The 20,889-nt window shown below is 38.2% G+C and carries 18 protein-coding genes, 1 rRNA gene and 1 other annotated feature; of the genes, 16 read left to right on the plus strand and 3 right to left on the minus strand.

Annotated features, from left to right (window positions below):
* From rrf to asnB, 4 genes are all read left to right on the plus strand, one after another.
* Positions 1-94, plus strand: a 5S ribosomal RNA gene (rrf, locus tag ACIQXJ_RS23855); the annotation flags it as partial.
* Between the two features lie 373 nt (positions 95-467).
* Positions 468-1,931 (plus strand): IMP dehydrogenase, encoded by a 1,464-nt coding sequence (guaB, locus tag ACIQXJ_RS23860; RefSeq protein WP_228134214.1) that lies wholly within the window; start codon positions 468-470, stop codon positions 1,929-1,931.
* A 135-nt stretch (positions 1,932-2,066) separates the two neighbouring features.
* Positions 2,067-3,404 (plus strand): D-alanyl-D-alanine carboxypeptidase family protein, encoded by a 1,338-nt coding sequence (locus ACIQXJ_RS23865; protein ID WP_403058547.1) that lies wholly within the window; start codon positions 2,067-2,069, stop codon positions 3,402-3,404.
* A gap of 104 nt (positions 3,405-3,508) precedes the next feature.
* Positions 3,509-5,350, plus strand: a complete 1,842-nt coding sequence (gene asnB, locus ACIQXJ_RS23870; protein ID WP_403058550.1) for an asparagine synthase (glutamine-hydrolyzing) — start codon at positions 3,509-3,511, stop codon at positions 5,348-5,350.
* Positions 5,351-5,367: 17 nt separating this feature from the next.
* On the opposite strand, the gene pdxR is transcribed toward asnB, so the two are convergent.
* Complete coding sequence (pdxR, locus tag ACIQXJ_RS23875) at positions 5,368-6,798, minus strand: MocR-like pyridoxine biosynthesis transcription factor PdxR (protein ID WP_403058553.1); 1,431 nt, start codon at positions 6,796-6,798, stop codon at positions 5,368-5,370.
* Positions 6,799-6,903: 105 nt separating this feature from the next.
* Here pdxR and pdxS point away from each other — a divergent pair, with 105 nt between their 5' ends.
* From pdxS to ACIQXJ_RS23900, 5 genes are all read left to right on the plus strand, one after another.
* The gene (gene pdxS, locus ACIQXJ_RS23880) at positions 6,904-7,788 is read left to right on the plus strand and encodes a pyridoxal 5'-phosphate synthase lyase subunit PdxS (RefSeq protein ID WP_403058556.1); all 885 of its coding nucleotides are present in this window, start codon (positions 6,904-6,906) and stop codon (positions 7,786-7,788) included.
* Position 7,789: 1 nt separating this feature from the next.
* On the plus strand, positions 7,790-8,353 hold the full coding sequence (pdxT, locus tag ACIQXJ_RS23885; RefSeq protein WP_403058559.1) for a pyridoxal 5'-phosphate synthase glutaminase subunit PdxT: 564 nt from the start codon (positions 7,790-7,792) through the stop codon (positions 8,351-8,353).
* A gap of 48 nt (positions 8,354-8,401) precedes the next feature.
* Positions 8,402-8,618: a binding site (T-box leader), on the plus strand.
* Positions 8,619-8,696: 78 nt separating this feature from the next.
* Positions 8,697-9,977, plus strand: a complete 1,281-nt coding sequence (gene serS, locus ACIQXJ_RS23890; protein ID WP_340821499.1) for a serine--tRNA ligase — start codon at positions 8,697-8,699, stop codon at positions 9,975-9,977.
* Positions 9,978-10,201: 224 nt separating this feature from the next.
* Positions 10,202-11,536, plus strand: a complete 1,335-nt coding sequence (locus ACIQXJ_RS23895) for a sigma 54-interacting transcriptional regulator (protein WP_403058562.1) — start codon at positions 10,202-10,204, stop codon at positions 11,534-11,536.
* Between the two features lie 318 nt (positions 11,537-11,854).
* The gene (locus ACIQXJ_RS23900; protein ID WP_403058565.1) at positions 11,855-13,429 is read left to right on the plus strand and encodes an amidohydrolase; all 1,575 of its coding nucleotides are present in this window, start codon (positions 11,855-11,857) and stop codon (positions 13,427-13,429) included.
* Positions 13,430-13,583: 154 nt separating this feature from the next.
* Here ACIQXJ_RS23900 and tadA read toward each other — a convergent pair whose 3' ends face one another.
* A complete protein-coding gene (gene tadA, locus ACIQXJ_RS23905; RefSeq protein ID WP_403058600.1) occupies positions 13,584-14,084 on the minus strand; it encodes a tRNA adenosine(34) deaminase TadA in 501 nt (166 codons plus the stop codon).
* Between the two features lie 162 nt (positions 14,085-14,246).
* Here tadA and ACIQXJ_RS23910 point away from each other — a divergent pair, with 162 nt between their 5' ends.
* The 7 genes from ACIQXJ_RS23910 (at position 14,247) to ACIQXJ_RS23940 (ending at position 20,532) form a co-directional block, all read left to right on the plus strand.
* A complete protein-coding gene (locus ACIQXJ_RS23910; protein ID WP_403058567.1) occupies positions 14,247-14,582 on the plus strand; it encodes an ArsR/SmtB family transcription factor in 336 nt (111 codons plus the stop codon).
* A gap of 36 nt (positions 14,583-14,618) precedes the next feature.
* Positions 14,619-15,569: a cation diffusion facilitator family transporter gene (locus ACIQXJ_RS23915; protein ID WP_403058570.1), complete on the plus strand. Its 951-nt coding sequence runs from the start codon at positions 14,619-14,621 to the stop codon at positions 15,567-15,569.
* A gap of 81 nt (positions 15,570-15,650) precedes the next feature.
* Positions 15,651-15,983 carry a metal-sensitive transcriptional regulator gene (locus tag ACIQXJ_RS23920; RefSeq protein ID WP_403058573.1) on the plus strand — a complete coding sequence of 111 codons (333 nt, stop codon included), beginning with the start codon at positions 15,651-15,653 and terminating at the stop codon, positions 15,981-15,983.
* A 61-nt stretch (positions 15,984-16,044) separates the two neighbouring features.
* Positions 16,045-16,251, plus strand: coding sequence for a copper chaperone CopZ (gene copZ, locus ACIQXJ_RS23925; protein ID WP_228134225.1), 207 nt, complete (start codon positions 16,045-16,047; stop codon positions 16,249-16,251).
* Positions 16,252-16,332: 81 nt separating this feature from the next.
* The gene (locus ACIQXJ_RS23930) at positions 16,333-18,744 is read left to right on the plus strand and encodes a heavy metal translocating P-type ATPase (RefSeq protein WP_403058576.1); all 2,412 of its coding nucleotides are present in this window, start codon (positions 16,333-16,335) and stop codon (positions 18,742-18,744) included.
* A 484-nt stretch (positions 18,745-19,228) separates the two neighbouring features.
* A complete protein-coding gene (locus tag ACIQXJ_RS23935; RefSeq protein ID WP_403058579.1) occupies positions 19,229-19,867 on the plus strand; it encodes a deoxynucleoside kinase in 639 nt (212 codons plus the stop codon).
* Positions 19,864-20,532, plus strand: coding sequence for a deoxynucleoside kinase (locus tag ACIQXJ_RS23940; RefSeq protein ID WP_403058582.1), 669 nt, complete (start codon positions 19,864-19,866; stop codon positions 20,530-20,532). The genes ACIQXJ_RS23935 and ACIQXJ_RS23940 overlap by 4 nt, the downstream gene beginning before the upstream one ends.
* Here the strand turns inward: ACIQXJ_RS23940 and ACIQXJ_RS23945 are convergent.
* On the minus strand, positions 20,517-20,889 hold a 373-nt coding region (locus ACIQXJ_RS23945; protein WP_403080897.1), incomplete at its 5' end, for a hypothetical protein. The genes ACIQXJ_RS23940 and ACIQXJ_RS23945 overlap by 16 nt on opposite strands.

The raw sequence follows: 20,889 nt of genomic DNA on the forward strand, positions 1-20,889 counted from the left end.
TCACACCCGTTCCCATACCGAACACGGAAGTTAAGCTCTTTAGCGCCGATGGTAGTTGGGGGCTTCCCCCTGTGAGAGTAGGACGTCGCTAGGCACACAAAGCAGTCAGCAATTGTTGGCTGCTTTTTTATTTGGGTTAAAAATTATATGACTCTCATTGTTACTATTTTCTTGATAATGTATGAAATTAGTCTGTATAAGAGAATACAATATTTGTAATCTTGAATTTAATGTTTAAGGATTTGAGTCTTTTAAAGGTAGTGAGTTTTTTACAAGAAAAATATATTAAATAGAGATAATCCTACATTAAATATAGAAATTCGGTCTTTAAAATAGAGAATAGGGTATAAATATTACTAGGGTAAGATGTCTGAATTGTCTTTCTTTTATAAGTTTCTTGACAGTAGCATGACTCGTTGTTAATCTTACAATTAATATTCTTTTAACTATAGGAGGAAGTTACGAAAATGTGGGAATCTAAATTTGCCAAAGAAGGTTTAACTTTTGATGATGTATTATTAGTACCAGCTCATTCAGAAGTATTACCGAAAGATGTTGATTTATCAGTTCAACTAACACCAAAGATTAAATTAAATATTCCAATGGTCAGTGCAGGAATGGATACAGTAACAGAATCTAAGATGGCAATTGCTATGGCACGTCAAGGTGGTATCGGTATTATTCATAAAAATATGGGAATTGATGAGCAAGCAGAACAAGTTGAAAAAGTAAAACGTTCTGAAAATGGCGTTATTACAAACCCATTCTTCTTAACTCCAACCCACCAAGTTTTCGATGCTGAACATTTAATGGGGAAATACCGAATTTCAGGTGTTCCAATTGTTGATAGCATGGAAAACCAAAAACTAGTTGGTATTATTACAAACCGCGATTTACGTTTTATTTCTGACTACTCTTTAAAAATTGAAGATGTAATGACAAAAGAAGATTTGATTACGGCTCCTGTTGGAACGACTTTAGAGGATGCTGAAAAAATTCTTCAACAATACAAAATTGAAAAACTTCCTATTGTAGATGAAGATGGTAAATTAACTGGCTTAATTACAATTAAGGATATTGAAAAAGTAATTGAATTCCCGAAAGCTGCGAAAGATGTACATGGTCGTTTATTAGTAGGTGCAGCAGTAGGTGTTTCTAAAGATACAATGGTTCGCATTGAGAAGCTTGTTGAAGCACAGGTGGATATCGTAGTAATCGATACAGCGCATGGTCACTCAGAGGGTGTACTACAAACAATTCGTTCTATCCGCGAGACTTACCCTGAACTGGAAATCATCGCTGGTAACGTAGCAACTGGAGATGGCGCTCGTGCACTATTTGAGGCTGGTGCAGATGTAGTGAAAGTTGGTATTGGACCAGGATCAATTTGTACAACTCGTGTTGTTGCAGGTGTAGGTGTACCTCAAATTACAGCTATTTATGATTGCGCTACAGTAGCTCGTGAGCTTGGTAAAACAATTATTGCTGATGGTGGTATTAAATACTCTGGAGATATCGTAAAAGCCCTTGCAGCAGGTGGTAACATCGTAATGCTTGGTTCACTTCTTGCAGGTACTTCTGAATCTCCTGGGGATACTGAAATTTTCCAAGGTCGTCGCTTTAAAGTTTATCGTGGTATGGGTTCAATTGGTGCAATGGAAAAAGGTTCAAAAGATCGTTATTTCCAAGAGGATGCGAAAAAATTAGTGCCTGAAGGAATTGAAGGTCGACTTCCTTATAAAGGTCCTCTAGCAGATACAGTTTATCAATTGATCGGCGGTATTCGAGCAGGTATGGGTTATTGTGGAGCTCCTAACCTTGAGTATTTACGTGACAAAGCTCAGTTTGTCCGTATGACAGGTGCAGGTCTTCGTGAATCACATCCTCATGATGTTCAAATTACTAAAGAATCACCAAACTATTCAATGTAATAAATTTCTAGCAACTTTTATGCTCTCGTATCGTCTACAAAGATGGCACGGGGGCATTTTTTTATGATATAGATTGCGCACGTAGGATGATATCTATGATAAAATGTCGAGGACAAGATTATTTTTTGGAGGGCAATGAAGGTGAAAAAAACAATGAACACCGTATTACGTTTGCTCCTAATTCCTGTTCTATTATTTAGTATATTCGCGGGTATACCTGCGAAAGCAAATGCAGAAACAGATTTAGGGCTTACAGTAGATGCTGCGATTCTAATAGACGCAGATTCAGGAAAAATTTTATATGAACAAAATGCAGATACTTCACTAGGTATCGCTAGTATGACGAAGATGATGACAGAGTACCTACTACTGGACGCAATTGATGCAGGTACGGTGAAATGGGATCAAGAATATCATGTTACAGATTATACGTATCGCATGTCTCAAAATCGTGCATTAAGTAATGTACCATTACGAAGAGACGGATCATATACAATTCGTGAACTTTATGAGGCGATGGCTATCTATTCTGCTAATGCAGCGACAGTAGCTATTGCAGAAACAATTGCTGGTACTGAAACTGAGTTTTTAAAACTTATGAACAAAAAGGCAGAAGAGCTTGGACTTGAAGGCTATAAGTTTGTAAATGCTACTGGTCTTAACAATGCAGATCTATTTGGTATGCAACCAGCAGGCACTGGCCCAGAAGACGAGAATGTGATGCCAGCTAAGTCTGTAGCAAAATTAGCGTATCATTTATTAAAAGACCATCCAAAGGTTTTAGAAACATCTAAGATTACCAAAAAGACATTCCGTGCAGGTACAGATGATGCAATTGAGATGTCAAACTGGAACTTTATGTTGCCTGGTCTAGTATTCCAATATGAAGGCGTAGACGGCCTAAAAACAGGGACTACAAACTTTGCAGGGCATTGCTTCACAGGTACTGCAGAACGCAACGGGACACGTTTAATTGCAGTTGTAATGAAAGCTGTAGATGCAAATGGACAAGGTTCGTATAAAGCCCGTTTTGATGCTACAGCAAAATTATTTAACTACGGCTTTTCACAATTTACAAAACATGAAATTATCCCAGCGAACTATAAATTTAAAGACCAAAAGACTGTAAAAGTTACAAAAGGGAAAGAAGATAAAGTAGCCATTGCTGTGAAAGAACCAATTTCATTTATGGTGAAATCTTCTGAAAAAGATTTATATCAACCTAAATTAGTATTAGATAAAAAAAGCCTTGAAGCTAAAGTTAAGAAGGATACGGTAGTAGGTAAAGTCGTTATTGAGCGAACAGAAGGCAAGGATTACGGCTTTATCGATGGCAAGGAATTTGCATCTGACGTCGTGACAACAGCATCTGTTGAACGTGCAAGTGGCTTTGCTCTATTCTTCCAAGGTATCGGTAATTTCTTCGGCAGCTTATGGGGCGGTATTACTGACTTTGTTGGTGGATTATTTTAAAACTAAGTATAAAGAACACGTTTATGTTTGAAAAAGCATAACGTGTTCTTTTTCACATTTTACAGGCTATATGCATACGCTAATAGGCGAAAGGATGTGGCTAAATGTGTGGTATTACAGGGTGGGCTAGTTTTAAAAAGGATTTACGAACAAGTGATAAAATCATGAAGTCAATGGCGCAAGCATTAAGTAAACGAGGCCCTGATGATGAAAATACTTGGTGTAATGAACATATTGCATTTGGCCATCGACGGTTAGCAGTTATCGATTTAATAGGTGGCAAGCAACCGATGATGAAAAAACATGATGGCGTAAACTATGCCATTACATATAATGGCGAGCTGTATAATACAGAAGAATTACGTAAAGAGTTGCAAACAAGAGGGTATGTTTTTACAACTCAGTCAGATACGGAAGTATTAATAACTGCTTATATTGAATGGAAAGAACAATGTGTGAACTATTTAAATGGCATATTTGCTTTTGGTGTGTGGGATGAACAAACGGAATCACTTTTTCTGTGCCGTGACCGTCTTGGGGTAAAGCCTTTGTATTATACGGAGCAGCAAGAAGAGTTACTTTTTGCATCAGAGGTAAAGGCGCTATTTGCTCATCCAGCAGTTCATCCAATGGTTAATACAGAAGGGCTTGCTACAATAATGGCTGTAGGACCATCTAAAACACCTGGAAAGTCGCTATTTCATAATATTAATGAATTACGGCCAGGATACGCAATGAGGTATTCAAGAGACGGGGTACGTATATGGCAATATTGGCAGCTTCAAAGCAAAAAACATGAAGAATCATTGGAAGAGACAATTGATCATGTACGCTATTTACTGACAGATGCTATCGAACGACAACTTGTATCAGATGTACCAATTTGCACATTTCTGTCTGGAGGTTTAGATTCCAGTATTATTACTGGTATTGCGGCAAATAGCTTCCAGCAACAAAATAAAGGCAAACTTCATACGTACTCTATCGACTATGAGGATAACGAGCGTTTCTTTAATCCACACGCTTTTCAAACTTCAACGGACACTTATTGGATTAAAAAAATGAATGACTCATTTGATACAACACATCATGCTGAGCAAATTTCACAGCAACAATTAATCGATTTATTGATAGAAGCTGTCATTGTCAGAGATGCTCCTGGTATGGCGGATGTTGACTCTTCGTTACTATGGTTTTGCCGAGAAATAAAAAAAGATTTTACGGTAGCCTTATCGGGGGAATGTGCAGATGAGATATTTGGTGGCTATCCATGGTTTAAAGAAAGGACTACAGGCTTTCCGTGGATTCGATCACTTTCAGAAAGAACAGCTATGTTACGGGAGGAATGGCGCAACAAGTTAGATGTGGAAAACTACGCACAGCAAGTATATGATCAAACGATTGGAGAAGTACCTTATCTAGAGGGGGAAAGTTCAGAGGCAGCACAGCACCGTGAAATGTTTTATTTAAACATGGTATGGTTTATGCAAACATTGCTAGAACGAAAAGATCGGATGAGTATGGGCGCGAGTCTAGAGGTGCGCGTGCCATTTGCAGATCATCGGCTTGTAGAATATGCGTGGAATATTCCTTGGGAAATGAAAAATTTAGACGGTATGGAAAAAGGCTTACTTCGAAAAGCGATGTCGCATTTATTGCCAGAGGAAGTGTTATATCGCAAAAAGAATCCATATCCAAAAACGTATCATCCTGTTTATACAGCAGGTGTTCAAAAGTGGTTAAAAGAAATATTAAATGATAAAAATTCAGTTCTGCATGAATTTTTTGAACGACAAAAACTAGTGGAGCTAATTGAGTCTGGAGGAAGTTCATTTAAAGTGCCTTGGTATGGACAATTAATGGCTGGTCCGCAACTCTTAGCCTATTTAGGGCAAATTCATACGTGGTTTAAGCATTATAATATTCAACTAAAAGAAAAAGGATAAAAAATACAACCATCTTATCACTTTAATCGTGATGTAGATGGTTGTTTAAGTTGTATTGCCCAGCAATTCATTAATTTCTCGACAGATGTTTCAATTTCATGCACCGGTATACCTCCAAAGCCAAGTAAAAATTGAGCTTGTGAGGTCGTATTTTCATCAAGTCGATAATCTGATAATGGATAGATACCTATCCCTACAGCATTGGCACTTTGCTGTAATTGTTTCTCGGATAATTCATGCTGAACATTGAGCAAGATGTGCATGCCTGCTTGCTCTCCTGTTATTTTAATTTGAGTAGAATAATTTTCTAAAATGGTAGTTAGCTTTTCATGTTTTTTTCGATATACTTTTCGCATACGATTCAAATGCTTTGAAAAGTGACCGTCTCGCATAAAATTGGCTACAATGTGCTGATCAAATCTAGGTACTGTCGATGAATAATAATTAAAGACATCATTATAAGTAGCCAGCAGCTTTGGTGGAAGCACAAAATAAGCAACTCGTAAAGAAGGCATTAATGATTTTGTAAAGGTACTCATATAGATGACTTTGTCATTGCGATCTAATGCTTGAAGAGCAGGAATTGGTTTTCCGGTATAACGAAATTCAGAATCATAATCATCCTCAATAATATATCGTGATGGGCTTTGAGCGGCCCAATTTAATGCCTGTGCACGTCTTGTCGCAGATAATACAGCGCCAGTAGGGAATTGATGCGATGGCGTTATATAAACAACGTTGGCATTTGTTTTTTCTAGTTCCTGAATAAGTATTCCTTCATCGTCTACAGAGATTGGACAAACTTTTCGCTTATGTTGTAGAAACATCCGATGCACTGTTGGATAACCAGGGTTTTCGAGCGCAAAGCAAGTATCTTCACTGAAGAGACGTAATATCATCGGAAGTAATTGTTCAGTACCTGAGCCAATAACAATTTGTTCAGGGCTACAAATAACGCCACGTGATTGATATAAATAATTAGCAATTTCCGTACGTAATGCTAATTCTCCTTGTGGCTCACCTGTTAATAATAGTTCCTTCGAGGCATCATCAAATAGCTCTTTTGCATATTTTCGCCACGTTTGAAATGGGAAGGCATCAATATCAATGGAACCAGGGTTAAAATCAATGGAATATGATTTTTTCCGAGGCTGCTCTGTTAGGTATGTGGATGTGTCTTGCTGAATATATGGAAGTTCATCAATTTCCTCAACAAAATAACCGACCCTCGATTTTGACATAATATAACCTTCAGCAAGTAACTGCGCATAGGCAATTTCAATAGTCGTTTGAGAAATATTTAAAAAATCTGCTAATTTTCTTTTTGAAGGTAATTTTTCTCCAACGGTAATTTTCTTTGTAGTAATGGCTTCTTTTATACCACTATAAAGCTGATCATATAGCGGTTTTCCACCATCTTTTTCAAGCTGAAATAAGAGCATATCCATGAGCGATTATTCTCCTGACCTTATAATTATTTTGTAAACTGAATATTTTGATATGGTCAATTTCTATTATACTAAATTTTATCACAAAGGTGGAGGTAGAAAATAATGAAGCAAACAGGAACTGAATTAGTGAAGCGTGGGATGGCTGAAATGCAAAAGGGTGGCGTAATTATGGATGTCATAAATGCAGAACAGGCAAAAATTGCTGAAGCGGCAGGGGCTGTAGCTGTTATGGCGTTAGAGCGCGTACCTTCGGATATACGAAAGGCTGGGGGAGTTGCGCGCATGGCAGATCCGCGTATTGTTGAAGAAGTTATGGGAGCAGTTACTATTCCAGTAATGGCAAAGGCACGTATTGGTCATATTGTCGAAGCACGAGTATTAGAAGCTATGGGTGTTGATTATATTGATGAGAGTGAGGTATTAACACCAGCGGATGAGGAATTTCATTTGTTAAAGAGTGATTATACAGTACCATTCGTATGCGGTTGTCGTGATTTAGGTGAGGCAGCTCGTCGTATTGGTGAAGGGGCGTCTATGCTACGTACGAAAGGTGAGCCAGGTACAGGTAATATTGTAGAGGCTGTACGCCATATTCGTAAGGTCAATGCGCAAGTGCGAAAAGTTGTTGGAATGACTGAGGATGAGCTAATGTCAGAAGCGAAATTACTAGGTGCTCCTTTTGAATTATTACGAGAAATTAAAAAGCTTGGTCGCTTACCGGTTGTAAACTTTGCAGCAGGTGGTGTTGCGACACCAGCTGATGCTGCTCTAATGATGGAATTAGGTGCCGATGGGGTATTTGTTGGATCAGGTATTTTTAAATCAGAAAATCCCGAGAAATTTGCACGTGCTATTGTCGAAGCAACGACACATTATAAAGATTATCAATTGATTGCAGAAATCTCAAAGGAGCTTGGCGTGCCGATGAAAGGTATTGATATTGCACAGCTGAGTCAAAGTGAACGTATGCAAGAGCGAGGCTGGTAACATGAAAATTATCGGTGTGTTAGCATTACAGGGTGCTGTTCGAGAGCATGCACAAATGTTAGATGCACTTGGATGTCAAACGGTTTTAGTAAAGCACAAGGAGCAGCTAGTAGGGCTTGATGGTCTAGTATTACCTGGCGGAGAAAGTACGACGATGCGTAAGTTGCTAAATCGCTATGAACTGCTAGAACCAATACGGACACTTGCACAACAAGGATTACCTATGTTCGGCACTTGTGCAGGGCTTATTTTACTTGCAAAAGAGCTGGTCGATCATGAACCACATTTAGCTGTCATGGATGTTGTCGTTGCTAGAAATTCGTATGGACGTCAAGTAAATAGCTTTGAAGTGAAGTTGGATGTTCCAGCTGTTGGTGAAGGGATATCTGCCGTTTTTATTCGAGCACCGCATATTGTGTCAGTCGGCGAAGGTGTTGAAGTGTTAGCTGTGCATGAAGATAAAATTGTGCTAGCACGTGATGGGCATTTACTTGGATGTTCATTTCATCCTGAACTAACGACAGATTCCCGTATTCTCGAATATTTTGTGACGTCTATGGTGTGACTTGCAAAATCTCGAATCATATAGTACAGTAGGATAAAATTTAAATAAGTAAACACGATGATGGGAAGTAGTAACAAGCACGTTTTTTTTAGAGAGTCAGCGGTTGGTGGAAGCTGATAAAAGCACTTGTGAATCCGTCCTGGAGTTGCGCAGTCGAAGTAAATGAAGTAGGCTGTCGCCGGCTGAAATGCCGTTATGAGATAAGTGGACTAGGCAAAGTGTCTGGTCAATTAGGGTGGCAACGCGGGTAGCTCTCGTCCCTTTCATGGGATGAGGGCTTTTTTGTGTTCCATCATAAATAAAACGCCCATCATTATGAAATCTACTACTGGAGGTATGAACGATGTTAGATATTAAACGCGTCCGTGATAACTTTGCGGAAATTAAAGAAATGCTATTAACACGTAACGAGGATTTAGGAAACTTAGACGATTTTGAAGCTTTAGATACGAAGCGTCGCGAATTAATCGCAAAGGCAGAAGAGCTTAAAGCTGAACGAAATAAAGTGTCTGAGCAGATTTCTGTTATGAAACGTAATAAAGAAAATGCTGATGAAGTAATCGCTCGTATGCGTCAAGTTGGCGATGAGATTAAAGAATTAGATACACAGCTAAATGAAGTAGAAGATCGTTTTAAAGATATGATGATGCGTTTACCAAACGTTCCACATGAATCTGTGCCAGTTGGTACTACTGAAGACGATAATGTTGAGGAATATACTTGGGGTGAAGTACCAACTTTTGATTTCGATATTAAAGCACACTGGGATATTGCAACAGATTTACAAATTGTCGATTTTGAACGCGGTGCAAAAGTAACTGGAAGCCGTTTCTTATTCTACCGTGGATTAGGTGCTCGTTTAGAACGTGCATTAATGAGCTTTATGATGGATTTACATGCAGAAGAGCATGGCTATGAAGAAATGCTACCACCTGTTATTGTTAATCGAGACAGCTTAACGGGTACAGGACAGCTGCCTAAGTTTGAGGAAGATGTATTTAAAGTAGATGATACAGACTACTTTATGATTCCAACAGCAGAAGTACCAGTTACGAATTTCTACCGTGATGAAATTCTTCCTATTGAAGCTTTACCACAGGGCTTTGCAGCATATAGTGCTTGCTTCCGCTCAGAAGCGGGCTCTGCAGGTCGCGATACACGTGGCTTAATTCGTCAGCACCAATTCAATAAAGTAGAATTAGTACGTTTTGTTAAACCTGAAGAATCTTACGAACAACTAGAATTATTAACTGGTCATGCTGAAAAAGTACTGCAATTACTAGGCTTACCTTACCGTAAATTAAAAATGTGTACTGCAGATTTAGGTTTCACAGCTGCGAAAAAATATGATTTAGAAGTTTGGATTCCGGCACAAAATATGTACCGCGAAATTTCTTCTTGCTCAAACTTTGAGGATTTCCAAGCGCGCCGTGCGAATATTCGTTTCCGCCGTGAGCCGAATGCAAAACCAGAATACGTGCACACATTAAATGGCTCAGGTCTTGCAATTGGTCGGACAGTGGCTGCTATCCTTGAAAACTATCAGCAAGCTGATGGAAGTGTAGTGATTCCAGAGGTATTAGTTCCTTATATGGGCGGAAAAACAGTGATTGCACCAAAATAAAAAGCCCACTGTGGTCACAAATCCGTAATTAAAAGTTTCAACTGATAGAAATGTAGTAATTCCACAGGTAAAAGCAAAGACAATACGATAAGCTATTTTAGTTAATCTGGTTTTAGATTTTCTAAAATAGCTTTTTTTTGCTTTTTTAGCGCTCAAATCTCTCATTATTTTAGAAAATTCGTTATAATGATTATAATTCATGGGGACAAGGGGGGAGAAAATTCATGGTTCTACATCAATTTACACAAGCATTACGAGAGTTTGATAATGTTTTAATTACCGATGAAAAAGGCTGCGCAATTTTTTATGATTTAGCAGATTTAAATATATTGTTAGAGATTGGCTTAACACCAGATGAATTTTTCCAAAAAACCGTGACTGATAGCTATCAAAATTTATCAACTGAAACAAGTACAATTTTTAAAGTACTGCAAACAGGAGAACCAATCATTTACTTTGAACAGGTTCTGACGACGTTAAATGGCTTTAGTTATACATCGCTTAGCTCAACCTATCCGATTATCGAAGATGGAGCAATTATTGGCGCTATTGAGTTTTCAAAGCATTTTTATGAAAGTAAACAAATAAAATATTTGGATCATTTCCTCGGACATAAATTATATCGAGATAACCATACAAATTACCGTTTAGAAGATTTAATTTCTGTTAATGCAGAAATGAAAGCTCTAACTGAGAAGGCTCGCCGTGGCGCAAAGAGAAATTCATCTATACTGATTACAGGTGAAACAGGTACAGGGAAGGATATTATAGCGCAAGGTATTCATAATGAAAGCGAGCGTTTTACAAAGCCGTATATTGTGCTCAATTGTTCCATATTGACAGAGGATACTATTTTTTCGCAGCTTTACGGTATTGAGGCTGAAGGGAAACAAGGAAAACTGCAGGAGGCTAATGGGGGTACCTTACTTATTGATCAGTTAAATATGCTGGATTTATCATTACAGGCAAAATTACTGCATGCGGTAGATTTGAAAACCCTGAATGGGGAGCCATTAGATATTAGATATATTACAACGGTCAATGAGGATTTAGATAAACTTTTAGCAGAAAAAAGATTACGTGAGGATTTATTTTATCGTCTGAACGTTATGCAAATAGATTTGCCACCGCTTCATATGCGCAAAGAAGATATACCTGCTATTCTTGATTTTTATATTCAATTTTATAATGAGCATACAGTTCAAAAAGATGTTCGTTATAGTGAAGAGGTACTTCAATTATTTTATGAATATCATTGGCCAGGAAATGTGCGCGAACTAAAAAATGCGCTAGAAACGGCCTATAACAACTTAATAGGACAAGAAATTTTACTGGAGCATATTCCAGAGCGCATTGTAAGGACGGTGCAGCAAAAAGCTCAGCCGTCCATGCCCAATATTCATTCAGGACATTTAAGGGATTTAACAGAAGCTTATGAACGCCTGATTATTGCTGAAAAATTACGTGAAACAGAAGGGCGCTTAGCAGAAACAGCCCGCCGTTTAGGTATCTCACGTCAGCTACTTAAATATAAATGTTTAAAATATGAGTTGTTGTAAAATTTTTTTTACAAAAAGGAGATAAAAATTTATCTCCTTTTTTCATTGCAGAAAGTTTTTTATTATTTAGATAAATCTTATGTGAGTTTTTATTATGTTTAAAGGGACACTGTATTGTTTGCCTGTAACATAAGTAATTTTAAAAACTTGCTATTAACATGCCAGTTCTCACTAACTTTTGCTCTACTACAGTCTAGTGGATTCGCTTGGATTACCATTCCATAGGCTTTTGAGTAGGTGCTTTATTACATATAGTAGTGAAAGCCGACGACCTAACGAAAACGACCATGGTGTTGAAGAAATAGGAGTTGAAAAATAATGAAAATCTTTCGCAATGCAAAAATTTATACTGCCAATTCCGAATGTCAATCTGCTACAGCAATGTTGATTGCTGATGGCAAGATTAAATGGCTTGGTTTAGAAGAAGATATGCCTTCATATGAAGGAGAAATTGTAGACTTACAAGGAAAAGTTATTATTCCAGGTATTATCGATGCGCATATGCACCCAATAATGTTGGCGGATGTACTTGAGCAAGTAGCTTGCCTACCACCACAAATTCTTTCTATCGAAGAAATGATTGTAGCTTTGCAAAATTACGATGCTAGGCAACGTGGCTGGATTTTAGGCTGGGGCTACGATGAAGGAAAGCTGGCTGAGAAACGTGCACCACTAAAGGAAGATTTAGATCGTGCATCAATAGAATTACCAGTTATCGTCATGCGTACATGTGGACATATTATTTCCGTTAATAGTAGAGCATTAGAAATTGCCGGTATTACAAAGGATACTCCTGATCCGCAAGGTGGACAAATTGACCGAGACCAAAACGGTGAGCCGACAGGTGTGCTTCGTGAAAATGCACGCAATTTAGTGCTACAACATTTACCATCTCCATCTGAGGATGAAATTGTAGCAAGACTCGTGAAACTATCTCATATTTTAGCTTCCTATGGCGTAACAAGTATTACAGAAATGATGGCAACGGTAAGTCCTCTTGATTATTTAAGCTTATATCGTAAGGCGCGTTCCAAAGGTTTGAAGCAACGTGTCGCTGTTAATTATGTATGGGATGATATACAAAAGCATGATTTATTAGTAGAAGAAAATATAGATCGCCAAGCAGGTGCGTATATAGGCGGAATTAAGTTATTTTCGGATGGTAGTGTATCGGGACGTACAGCGCTTGTCTCTGAGCCATTTTTAAATAGTACTGAAACAGGTATTGCCATGACGACAAAAGAGGAACTTTTAGCTGCGTCTATTGAAGCAAGGAAGCATGGTATTCAATTAGTCGTTCATGCAATGGGCGACAAAGCTATAGACTTAATTGTTGATACTTTCTATGAAGAAGAAGCATGGTTAACAGATGCGCCATCTGTCCGTATCGAACACGCTGCAATGCCGTCAGAGAGTGCCTTGAAGAAGGCAGCTGAATGGGGCATCGGCTTTGTGCCACAGCCAATCTTCTTATTTTGTGAAATTGAAAGCTACTTACAAAATCTCGGCCTAGAGAAAACGCAAACGTTATATGGTGTGCAAACATTTTTACAGCAAGGCATTGCTACAGCCTTATCATCAGATGCACCTGCGACATCTTGGGCAGAAGCATCCAATCCGTTCGTAACAATTCAGGCAGCTGTTACACGTACTGCATATGATGGTACAGATTTAGGTGCCGCAGAACGTATTTCAGTAGAAGAAGCATTACAGCTTTATACGGCGGATGCAAAAACGATGATACGTATGGAAAAGGTCGGTCAGTTGAAGGAAGGTTATGAAGCGAATTTCGTTGTATTGGCGGAAGACCTTCGTGAAATATCACAAGACCAGATTATGAATGTGAAGCCACTTGCTACTTATATTGAAGGTGAGTGTGTTTTTGAACAGTAATTTTTGCTAGCATGAAGCTATTATTTTGTTATGAAGATGTTGTCGCTGCTACGACACATTTCATATATATCGCCATCCCCATAATCATAGAAAAGAAAAAGGTACCTCACAAGTTTTGAGGTACCTTTTTCTTATTAGAGCAAAGGAACTTAACCTACTGTGATTCACAAGTTCCTGTGCTTTCAGCCATTTTACGTGCTTTTTTCTCCGCCTTTTTTCGTTCACGTAATACGCGGAAAAAGTCAGTTAAAATTTGACCACAGTCTTCAGCCAAAATACCTTCTGTAACATCACATTCATGGTTAAAACGGGCATCATTTAATAAATGATAGAGCGAATTGACACACCCTGCTTTTATATCTCTCGCACCATATACAACACGCGGCACTCGTGACTGTAAAATGGCACCTGCACACATGGGGCAAGGTTCCAATGTGACATAGAGTGTTGTTTGTTCAAGACGCCAACTACCTATTTTTTTACATGCCTCTTGAATAACCATTAATTCAGCATGCGTTGTTGCATTTTGGGTTGTTTCACGTAGATTATGTGCTTTAGCAATGACTTCTCCCTCGTATACAAGAACGGCTCCTATTGGCACCTCGCCAAGCAAGGCAGCTTTTTTAGCTTCTTCTAAGGCTTGGCCCATAAACATAAGGTCTGTTTCATAATTATCCACTAGTATCTCTCCTTATAAATAGTGTATCACGCGTATGGAGTTTTGTGTTTTGCTTTGAATTGACATTCCTAAAATAACCATATATATTTATATATGAACACATGCTCATATATAAATACAATATTGGGGGAACGGAAAATGGATGAACAAGTTAAACAGGTAGAAGTAAAAAGCGGAAAGGGACAGCACTTAGATGAAGAAACGCTATTTGTTGTCTCTCAAACGTTTAAAGCATTGAGTGATCCGACAAGAATACGCATTTTAAATTTATTATGTTCAGATGAGCACTCGGTCAACGATATCGCTGAAATATTAGACTTAAGTCAATCAACAGTATCCCATCAATTACGATTTTTAAAAAATTTAAGATTAGTGAAATTTAGGAGAGAAGGAACAAGCTTATACTATTCAAAAGATGATGATCACATCATGAATTTATTGAAGCAAGCAATTGAACACGCTACACACAACTAAAAGTTTCGTATTAATAAATTTTTGGAGGGGAAGACTATGGGGCATAATCACGATCACGGCCATGATCATACACATGGCGCAAATAAAAAGGTACTTTTGCTATCCTTTATAATTATTACGAGTTATATGGTTGTTGAAGCGATTGGTGGGGTTTTAACAAATAGTTTGGCGCTTTTATCCGATGCTGGACATATGCTAAGTGATTCAATTTCATTAGCGATAGCACTACTTGCTTTTATGTTCGGAGAAAAAGCAGCTAGCTTTAGCAAAACATATGGCTATAAAAGGTTCGAGATTTTAGCAGCAGTATTAAATGGCGTGACATTAATATTAATAGCATTATTTATTTTCTATGAAGCAATTGAGCGTTTCGCAAATCCTCCAGAAGTGGCAACGACAGGGATGCTAATTATTAGTGTAATTGGCCTTTTAATAAATATTTTAGTTGCTTGGATTATGATGCGCGGTGGCGATACGCAAGACAATTTAAATATGCGCGGAGCATTTTTACATGTATTGAGCGATATGCTTGGCTCTGTCGGTGCCATAATCGCTGCATTAGTTATTATGTTTTTCGGCTGGGGATGGGCTGATCCGCTCGCAAGTGTTATTGTGGCAGTATTGGTACTACGTAGTGGATATTTTGTAACAAAGGCCGCGATTCATGTTCTTATGGAAGGAACACCGTCAAATGTTGATGTACAGGAAATCATTCAAATAATCGAGCAAAATGAAGGTGTGCACAGTATCCATGACCTTCATATTTGGACGATTACTAGTGGCACAAATGCACTTTCCTGTCATGCAGTTGTCGATAGCCAACTAAGCATTGGGGAAAGTGAGCATATATTACGCGAAATTGAACATAATCTTGAACATAAGGGCATAAAGCATGTAACGATACAATTGGAAACGGTAACGAATCGTCATGATGAGTCAATATTATGTAATATAAAAAGTGAGCAAGCTCATCACGATCATGATTAAAAAAATTAGAAAAAATAAATTGCCTACTTTACATACCCTTCGTGGGTATAGTATGATTATAATCAATAGGAGGTGAAGCAGTTGGAGGACACAGTGAAAGATGATGCTTGTCATACAGAAGAAACTGCGTCGTGTCGAAAAAGTCACCACCCTGAGCGCGTAAAAAAGGATTTAACGACTCGTTTAAATCGAATCGAGGGTCAAATCCGAGGCATCAAGGGGATGATTGAAAAGGACGTTTACTGTGATGATGTTATAACGCAGTTGTCTGCCACGCAATCAGCTTTAAATAGTGTAGCAAAAATTTTATTAGAAGGTCATTTAAAAGGCTGTGTCGTAGATCGCCTATCTGAAGGTGATGAAGCGGTCCTAGATGAGTTAGTAGTGACCATTCAAAAATTAATGAAAAAATAATAATTTTTTAGGGTATATACTCTTATATAGCATTTTAATTTAATTTAAAGGAGAGGTATTTATGCAAAACGTAACATTAAACGTACAAGGAATGTCATGTGGACATTGTGTTAACTCAGTAGAAAAAAGTGTCGGTGCACTAGCTGGTGTAGAACAAGTAAAAGTAAATTTGGCTGATGGTTTGGTAGATGTGGCGTTTGACGACGCACAAGTATCGCTTGCGCAAATTAAAGAAACGATTGACGATCAAGGTTATGAGGTAGAATAAGATAAGTAGGGTGCTCAAAAAGCACTCTATTATTTTCAAATCTATATACCCCCAGTCGGTATATAAAGAGGAGGAAAGGTAATGAGTTCTGACTTCAAGGAAACGAATTTACAAATTACAGGTATGACTTGTGCAGCATGTGCTACTCGAATAGAAAAAGGATTAAAAAAAATGGAGGGTGTTGAGCAAGCAACTGTAAACTTAGCGCTTGAAAAATCCTCTATAAAATATGATCCAGCAAAATTGAGTGAAGCAGATTTTGAAAAAAAGATTGAAGCATTAGGTTATGGTGTGGTGAAACAAAAAACGGAACTAGATATTACAGGTATGACGTGCGCAGCCTGTGCCACGCGCATAGAAAAAGGTTTAAATAAACTGTCAGGTGTATCAACGGCTTCTGTAAACTTGGCTCTTGAAAAAGCAACAATCGAATTTAATCCAACAGAAGTTTCTGTATCTGACATTATCGGAAAGGTAGAGAAATTAGGATATGGTGCTCATCAGAAGGCGGATGAGCAAGCAACCGAAGATCATCGAGAAAAGGCTATAAAACAACAGCAACAAAAACTTATTTTCTCTGCCATTCTTTCGCTACCATTACTCTGGACGATGGTAGGCCATTTTTCCTTTACATCATTTTTATATGTCCCTGATTTTTTAATGAATCCTTGGGTGCAATTAGTGTTAGCTACACCGGTTCAATTTATTATTGGGAGACAATTTTACGTAGGGGCATACAAAGCACTACGTAATGGAAGTGCCAATATGGATGTTCTTGTCGTTATGGGGACCTCTGCGGCATATTTCTACAGTGTTTATCAAGCAATTGTCACAATCAATTCGCATCATGGGCCTCATCTATATTTTGAAACGAGTGCCGTTTTAATTACGTTAATATTATTAGGTAAATTATTCGAGGCAAAAGCTAAAGGTCGCTCATCGGAAGCTATTAAAAAGCTAATGGGCCTTCAAGCTAAATCCGCTATTGTTGTGCGCGACGGCGTAGAAAAAGAAGTACCGTTAGAGGAAGTTGTAATAGGTGACATTTTATTAGTGAAGCCGGGTGAGAAAATTCCAGTGGATGGTGCCGTATTAGAGGGCACAACGGCTGTTGACGAATCAATGCTAACTGGGGAAAGCCTTCCAGTAGATAAAAAGCAAGGCGATTTATTATACGGTTCAACAATTAATAAAAATGGTTTTGTGAAAATGTCTGCTACAAAAGTTGGCCGTGATACAGCGCTGGCACAAATTATAAAAGTCGTGGAAGATGCACAAGGCTCAAAAGCGCCTATTCAACGTTTAGCAGACCAAATTTCCGGCATTTTCGTACCAATTGTCGTTGGCATTGCTATTGTGACATTCCTTATTTGGATCCTATGGGTAAAACCAGGAGAATTTACACCGGCACTTGAAGTTTTAATTGCTGTGCTTGTAATTGCTTGTCCTTGTGCGCTTGGCTTAGCGACACCAACATCTATTATGGCAGGCTCTGGTCGGGCTGCTGAATTTGGTATTTTATTTAAAGGTGGCGAGCATTTAGAACAAACGCAACGCATTGATACAGTCGTTGTCGATAAAACAGGTACAGTTACACACGGAAAACCTGTGTTAACGGACGTCGTACTAGCAGCCAATCAAGAGGAAGCACATGTTCTTTCATTAATTGGCGCAGCGGAGAAACAATCGGAGCATCCGTTAGCACAAGCAATTGTTCAAGGAATTGAGGATAAAGGTATCGAGCTTGGCGATGTTCAATTTTTTGAGGCAATTCCAGGCTATGGTGTGCAAGCAACGGTTTCCGGTCAAGGTGTTGTAATTGGAACACGTAAATTAATGCAGCAATACGATATTAATATTGAGCATATATTGCCCACAATGGAGCATTTCGAAGAGAGTGGTAAAACTGCAATGTTGGCTGCTATTAATGGTCAATATGCTGGTCTCGTTGCTGTAGCAGATACGGTAAAAGATACTTCCAAAGAAGCTATTCATCGTTTACAGGAAATGGGTATTACTGTCATTATGATGACGGGCGATAACAAACGGACTGCACAGGCAATTGGAGATGAGGTTGGTGTGAATCATGTTATCGCGGAAGTACTCCCAGAAGGAAAAGCCGATGAAGTGAAAAAACTTCAAGCTGCCGGCAAAAATGTAGCGATGGTAGGGGATGGTATAAATGATGCACCTGCATTAGCAACAGCACATATTGGGATGGCTATTGGTACAGGTACAGACGTTGCAATGGAGGCTGCTGATATTACGTTAATACGTGGGGATTTAAATAGCATTGCGGAAGCAATCATTATGAGTCGTAAAACAATGCGCAATATTAAACAAAATCTATTTTGGGCATTTGCTTATAATACATTAGGTATACCTATCGCAGCAATGGGTCTACTTGCACCATGGGTAGCAGGCGCAGCTATGGCATTCAGCTCAGTATCTGTTGTACTAAATGCCTTGCGTTTACAACGAGTGAAATTATAGTGCCAGGCACTCAAACAATTCTCAAACAATTTTCCAAGTAAAAGTCCACCAAGACTCCTGCTTAGAACGCACGCAAGTACCGTAAGATGAAACAAATTGTGCGCCACGACGTTGTGGCTTACAGCGTGCTCGCGGAAAGTGCTGTGGACTTTTACCATTAGAAAGAATGTAAGACGCAACAAAGTGAGTAAATTACGAGCGGAAGTTTATCGTATACCTGAGGAAAGCGCCCACTGTAGTGGCAATCTACGGCAGTATTTGTCTAGAGTCTGAACCCACTTCGGTGGGTCTTTTTTTATTGGATTATCTATCAAGTGTACATATTATAAAATGTTAAAAATTGAGAATCATGTTGATTCTGTTTTTCATTTTCTCACTATGATACAATGAAAAGCACTGATTCATTTTTAGTTTTATACAATATAGCCTTAAAATAAGGGCATAATTGACTCATAGAATTCTAAACATAAAGGAGGAACTTCTGGTGACGGTTCCATTTGTTGCGGTAGAAGGTCCGATTGGTGTAGGCAAAACTTCTTTGGCAAAAGAGGTATCAGCGACATTTAATTACCATCTATTAAAGGAAATAGTAGACGAAAATCCGTTTTTAAATAAGTTTTATGAAGATATTGAGGAATGGAGCTTCCAAACGGAAATGTTCTTCCTATGTAATCGCTATAAGCAATTAACAGATATCAAAAAATTGCGGTTAGCACAAAATACAGCAGTTGTATCGGACTATCATATTTTTAAAAATTTAATTTTTGCGAAGCGTACGTTGGCACCTGCCGAGTATGAAAAGTATGAAGAAATCTATCAAATTTTAACGAAAGATATGCCTGTGCCAAATGTAGTTGTTTATTTATATGCTAGCGTAGATACGTTAATGCAACGTATTGCCAAACGAGGGCGTGAATTTGAGAAAATGATTTCCCGTGAATACATGGAGCAACTGGTAGCAGATTATCATACCTTTACTGAACATTTTGAGCAGTTGCATCCCGAAATTCCCGTTATTCGATTTAACGGAGATCAACTCGATTTTGTAAAAAACCCGCAAGATTTACAATATGTTTTAAAAATAATTGAAGATACGTTACAACAAAGGAGCTTGCAACAATGAATTTGAGAGAGAAATATGATATTCCCCCACAAACTGTCATTACAATTGCTGGGACTGTAGGTGTAGGAAAGTCAACGATGACAAAGGCGCTAGCAGAAGCATTAAATTTCCGTACATCATTTGAAAAAGTAGACACAAATCCATATTTAGATAAATTTTATGATGACTTTGAAAAATGGAGCTTCCACTTACAAGTATATTTCCTAGCTGAACGTTTTAAAGAGCAAAAGCGTATTTTCGAATATGGTGGTGGCTTTGTGCAAGATCGCTCTATTTATGAAGATACAGGGATTTTTGCAAAAATGCACTTTGATAAAGGGACAATGAGTCCAATAGATTACGAAACATATCGTAATTTATTTGATGCCATGGTGATGACACCTTATTTCCCACATCCAGACTTAGTAGTTTATTTAGAGGGACCGATTGATGATGTAATTGGTCGTATTCAAGAACGTGGTCGTGAGATGGAGCAGCAAACACCAAATGATTATTGGATTGAAATGCATGAGCGCTACGAAGATTGGATCAATAATTTTAATTCATGTCCTGTACTACGTTTAGATATTAATGATTATGATTTAATGAAAAATCCGGACGCAATTGAATCAATTGTGAGCCGTATCAGTCATATGCTAAAACAAACAAGTCATTTAAGAAAATAGAAGAAGTACGATGCAATCGTAATATCTTTAAAGTAAGGAAATCCATGCGTTCTGGTCGAAAGCGAAGCGACAGGCACAAACAAGTCATTTACGAAAATAGGAGTAATTTTTGTAATATCTTTAAAGTAAGGAAATCCATGCGTTCTGGCCGAAAGCGAAGCGACAGGCACAAACAAGTCATTTACGAAAATAGGAGTAATTTTTGTAATATCTTTAAAGTAAGGAAATCCATGCGTTCTGGTCGAAAGCGAAGCGACGGGCACAAACAAGTCATTTACGAAAATAGGAGTAATTTTTGTAATATCTTTAAAGTAAGGAAATCCATGCGTTCTGGCCGAAAGCGAAGCGACAGGCATA

The organism is Lysinibacillus sp. NPDC097868 (assembly GCF_044761135.1).
GTDB lineage: Bacteria > Bacillota > Bacilli > Bacillales_A > Planococcaceae > Lysinibacillus.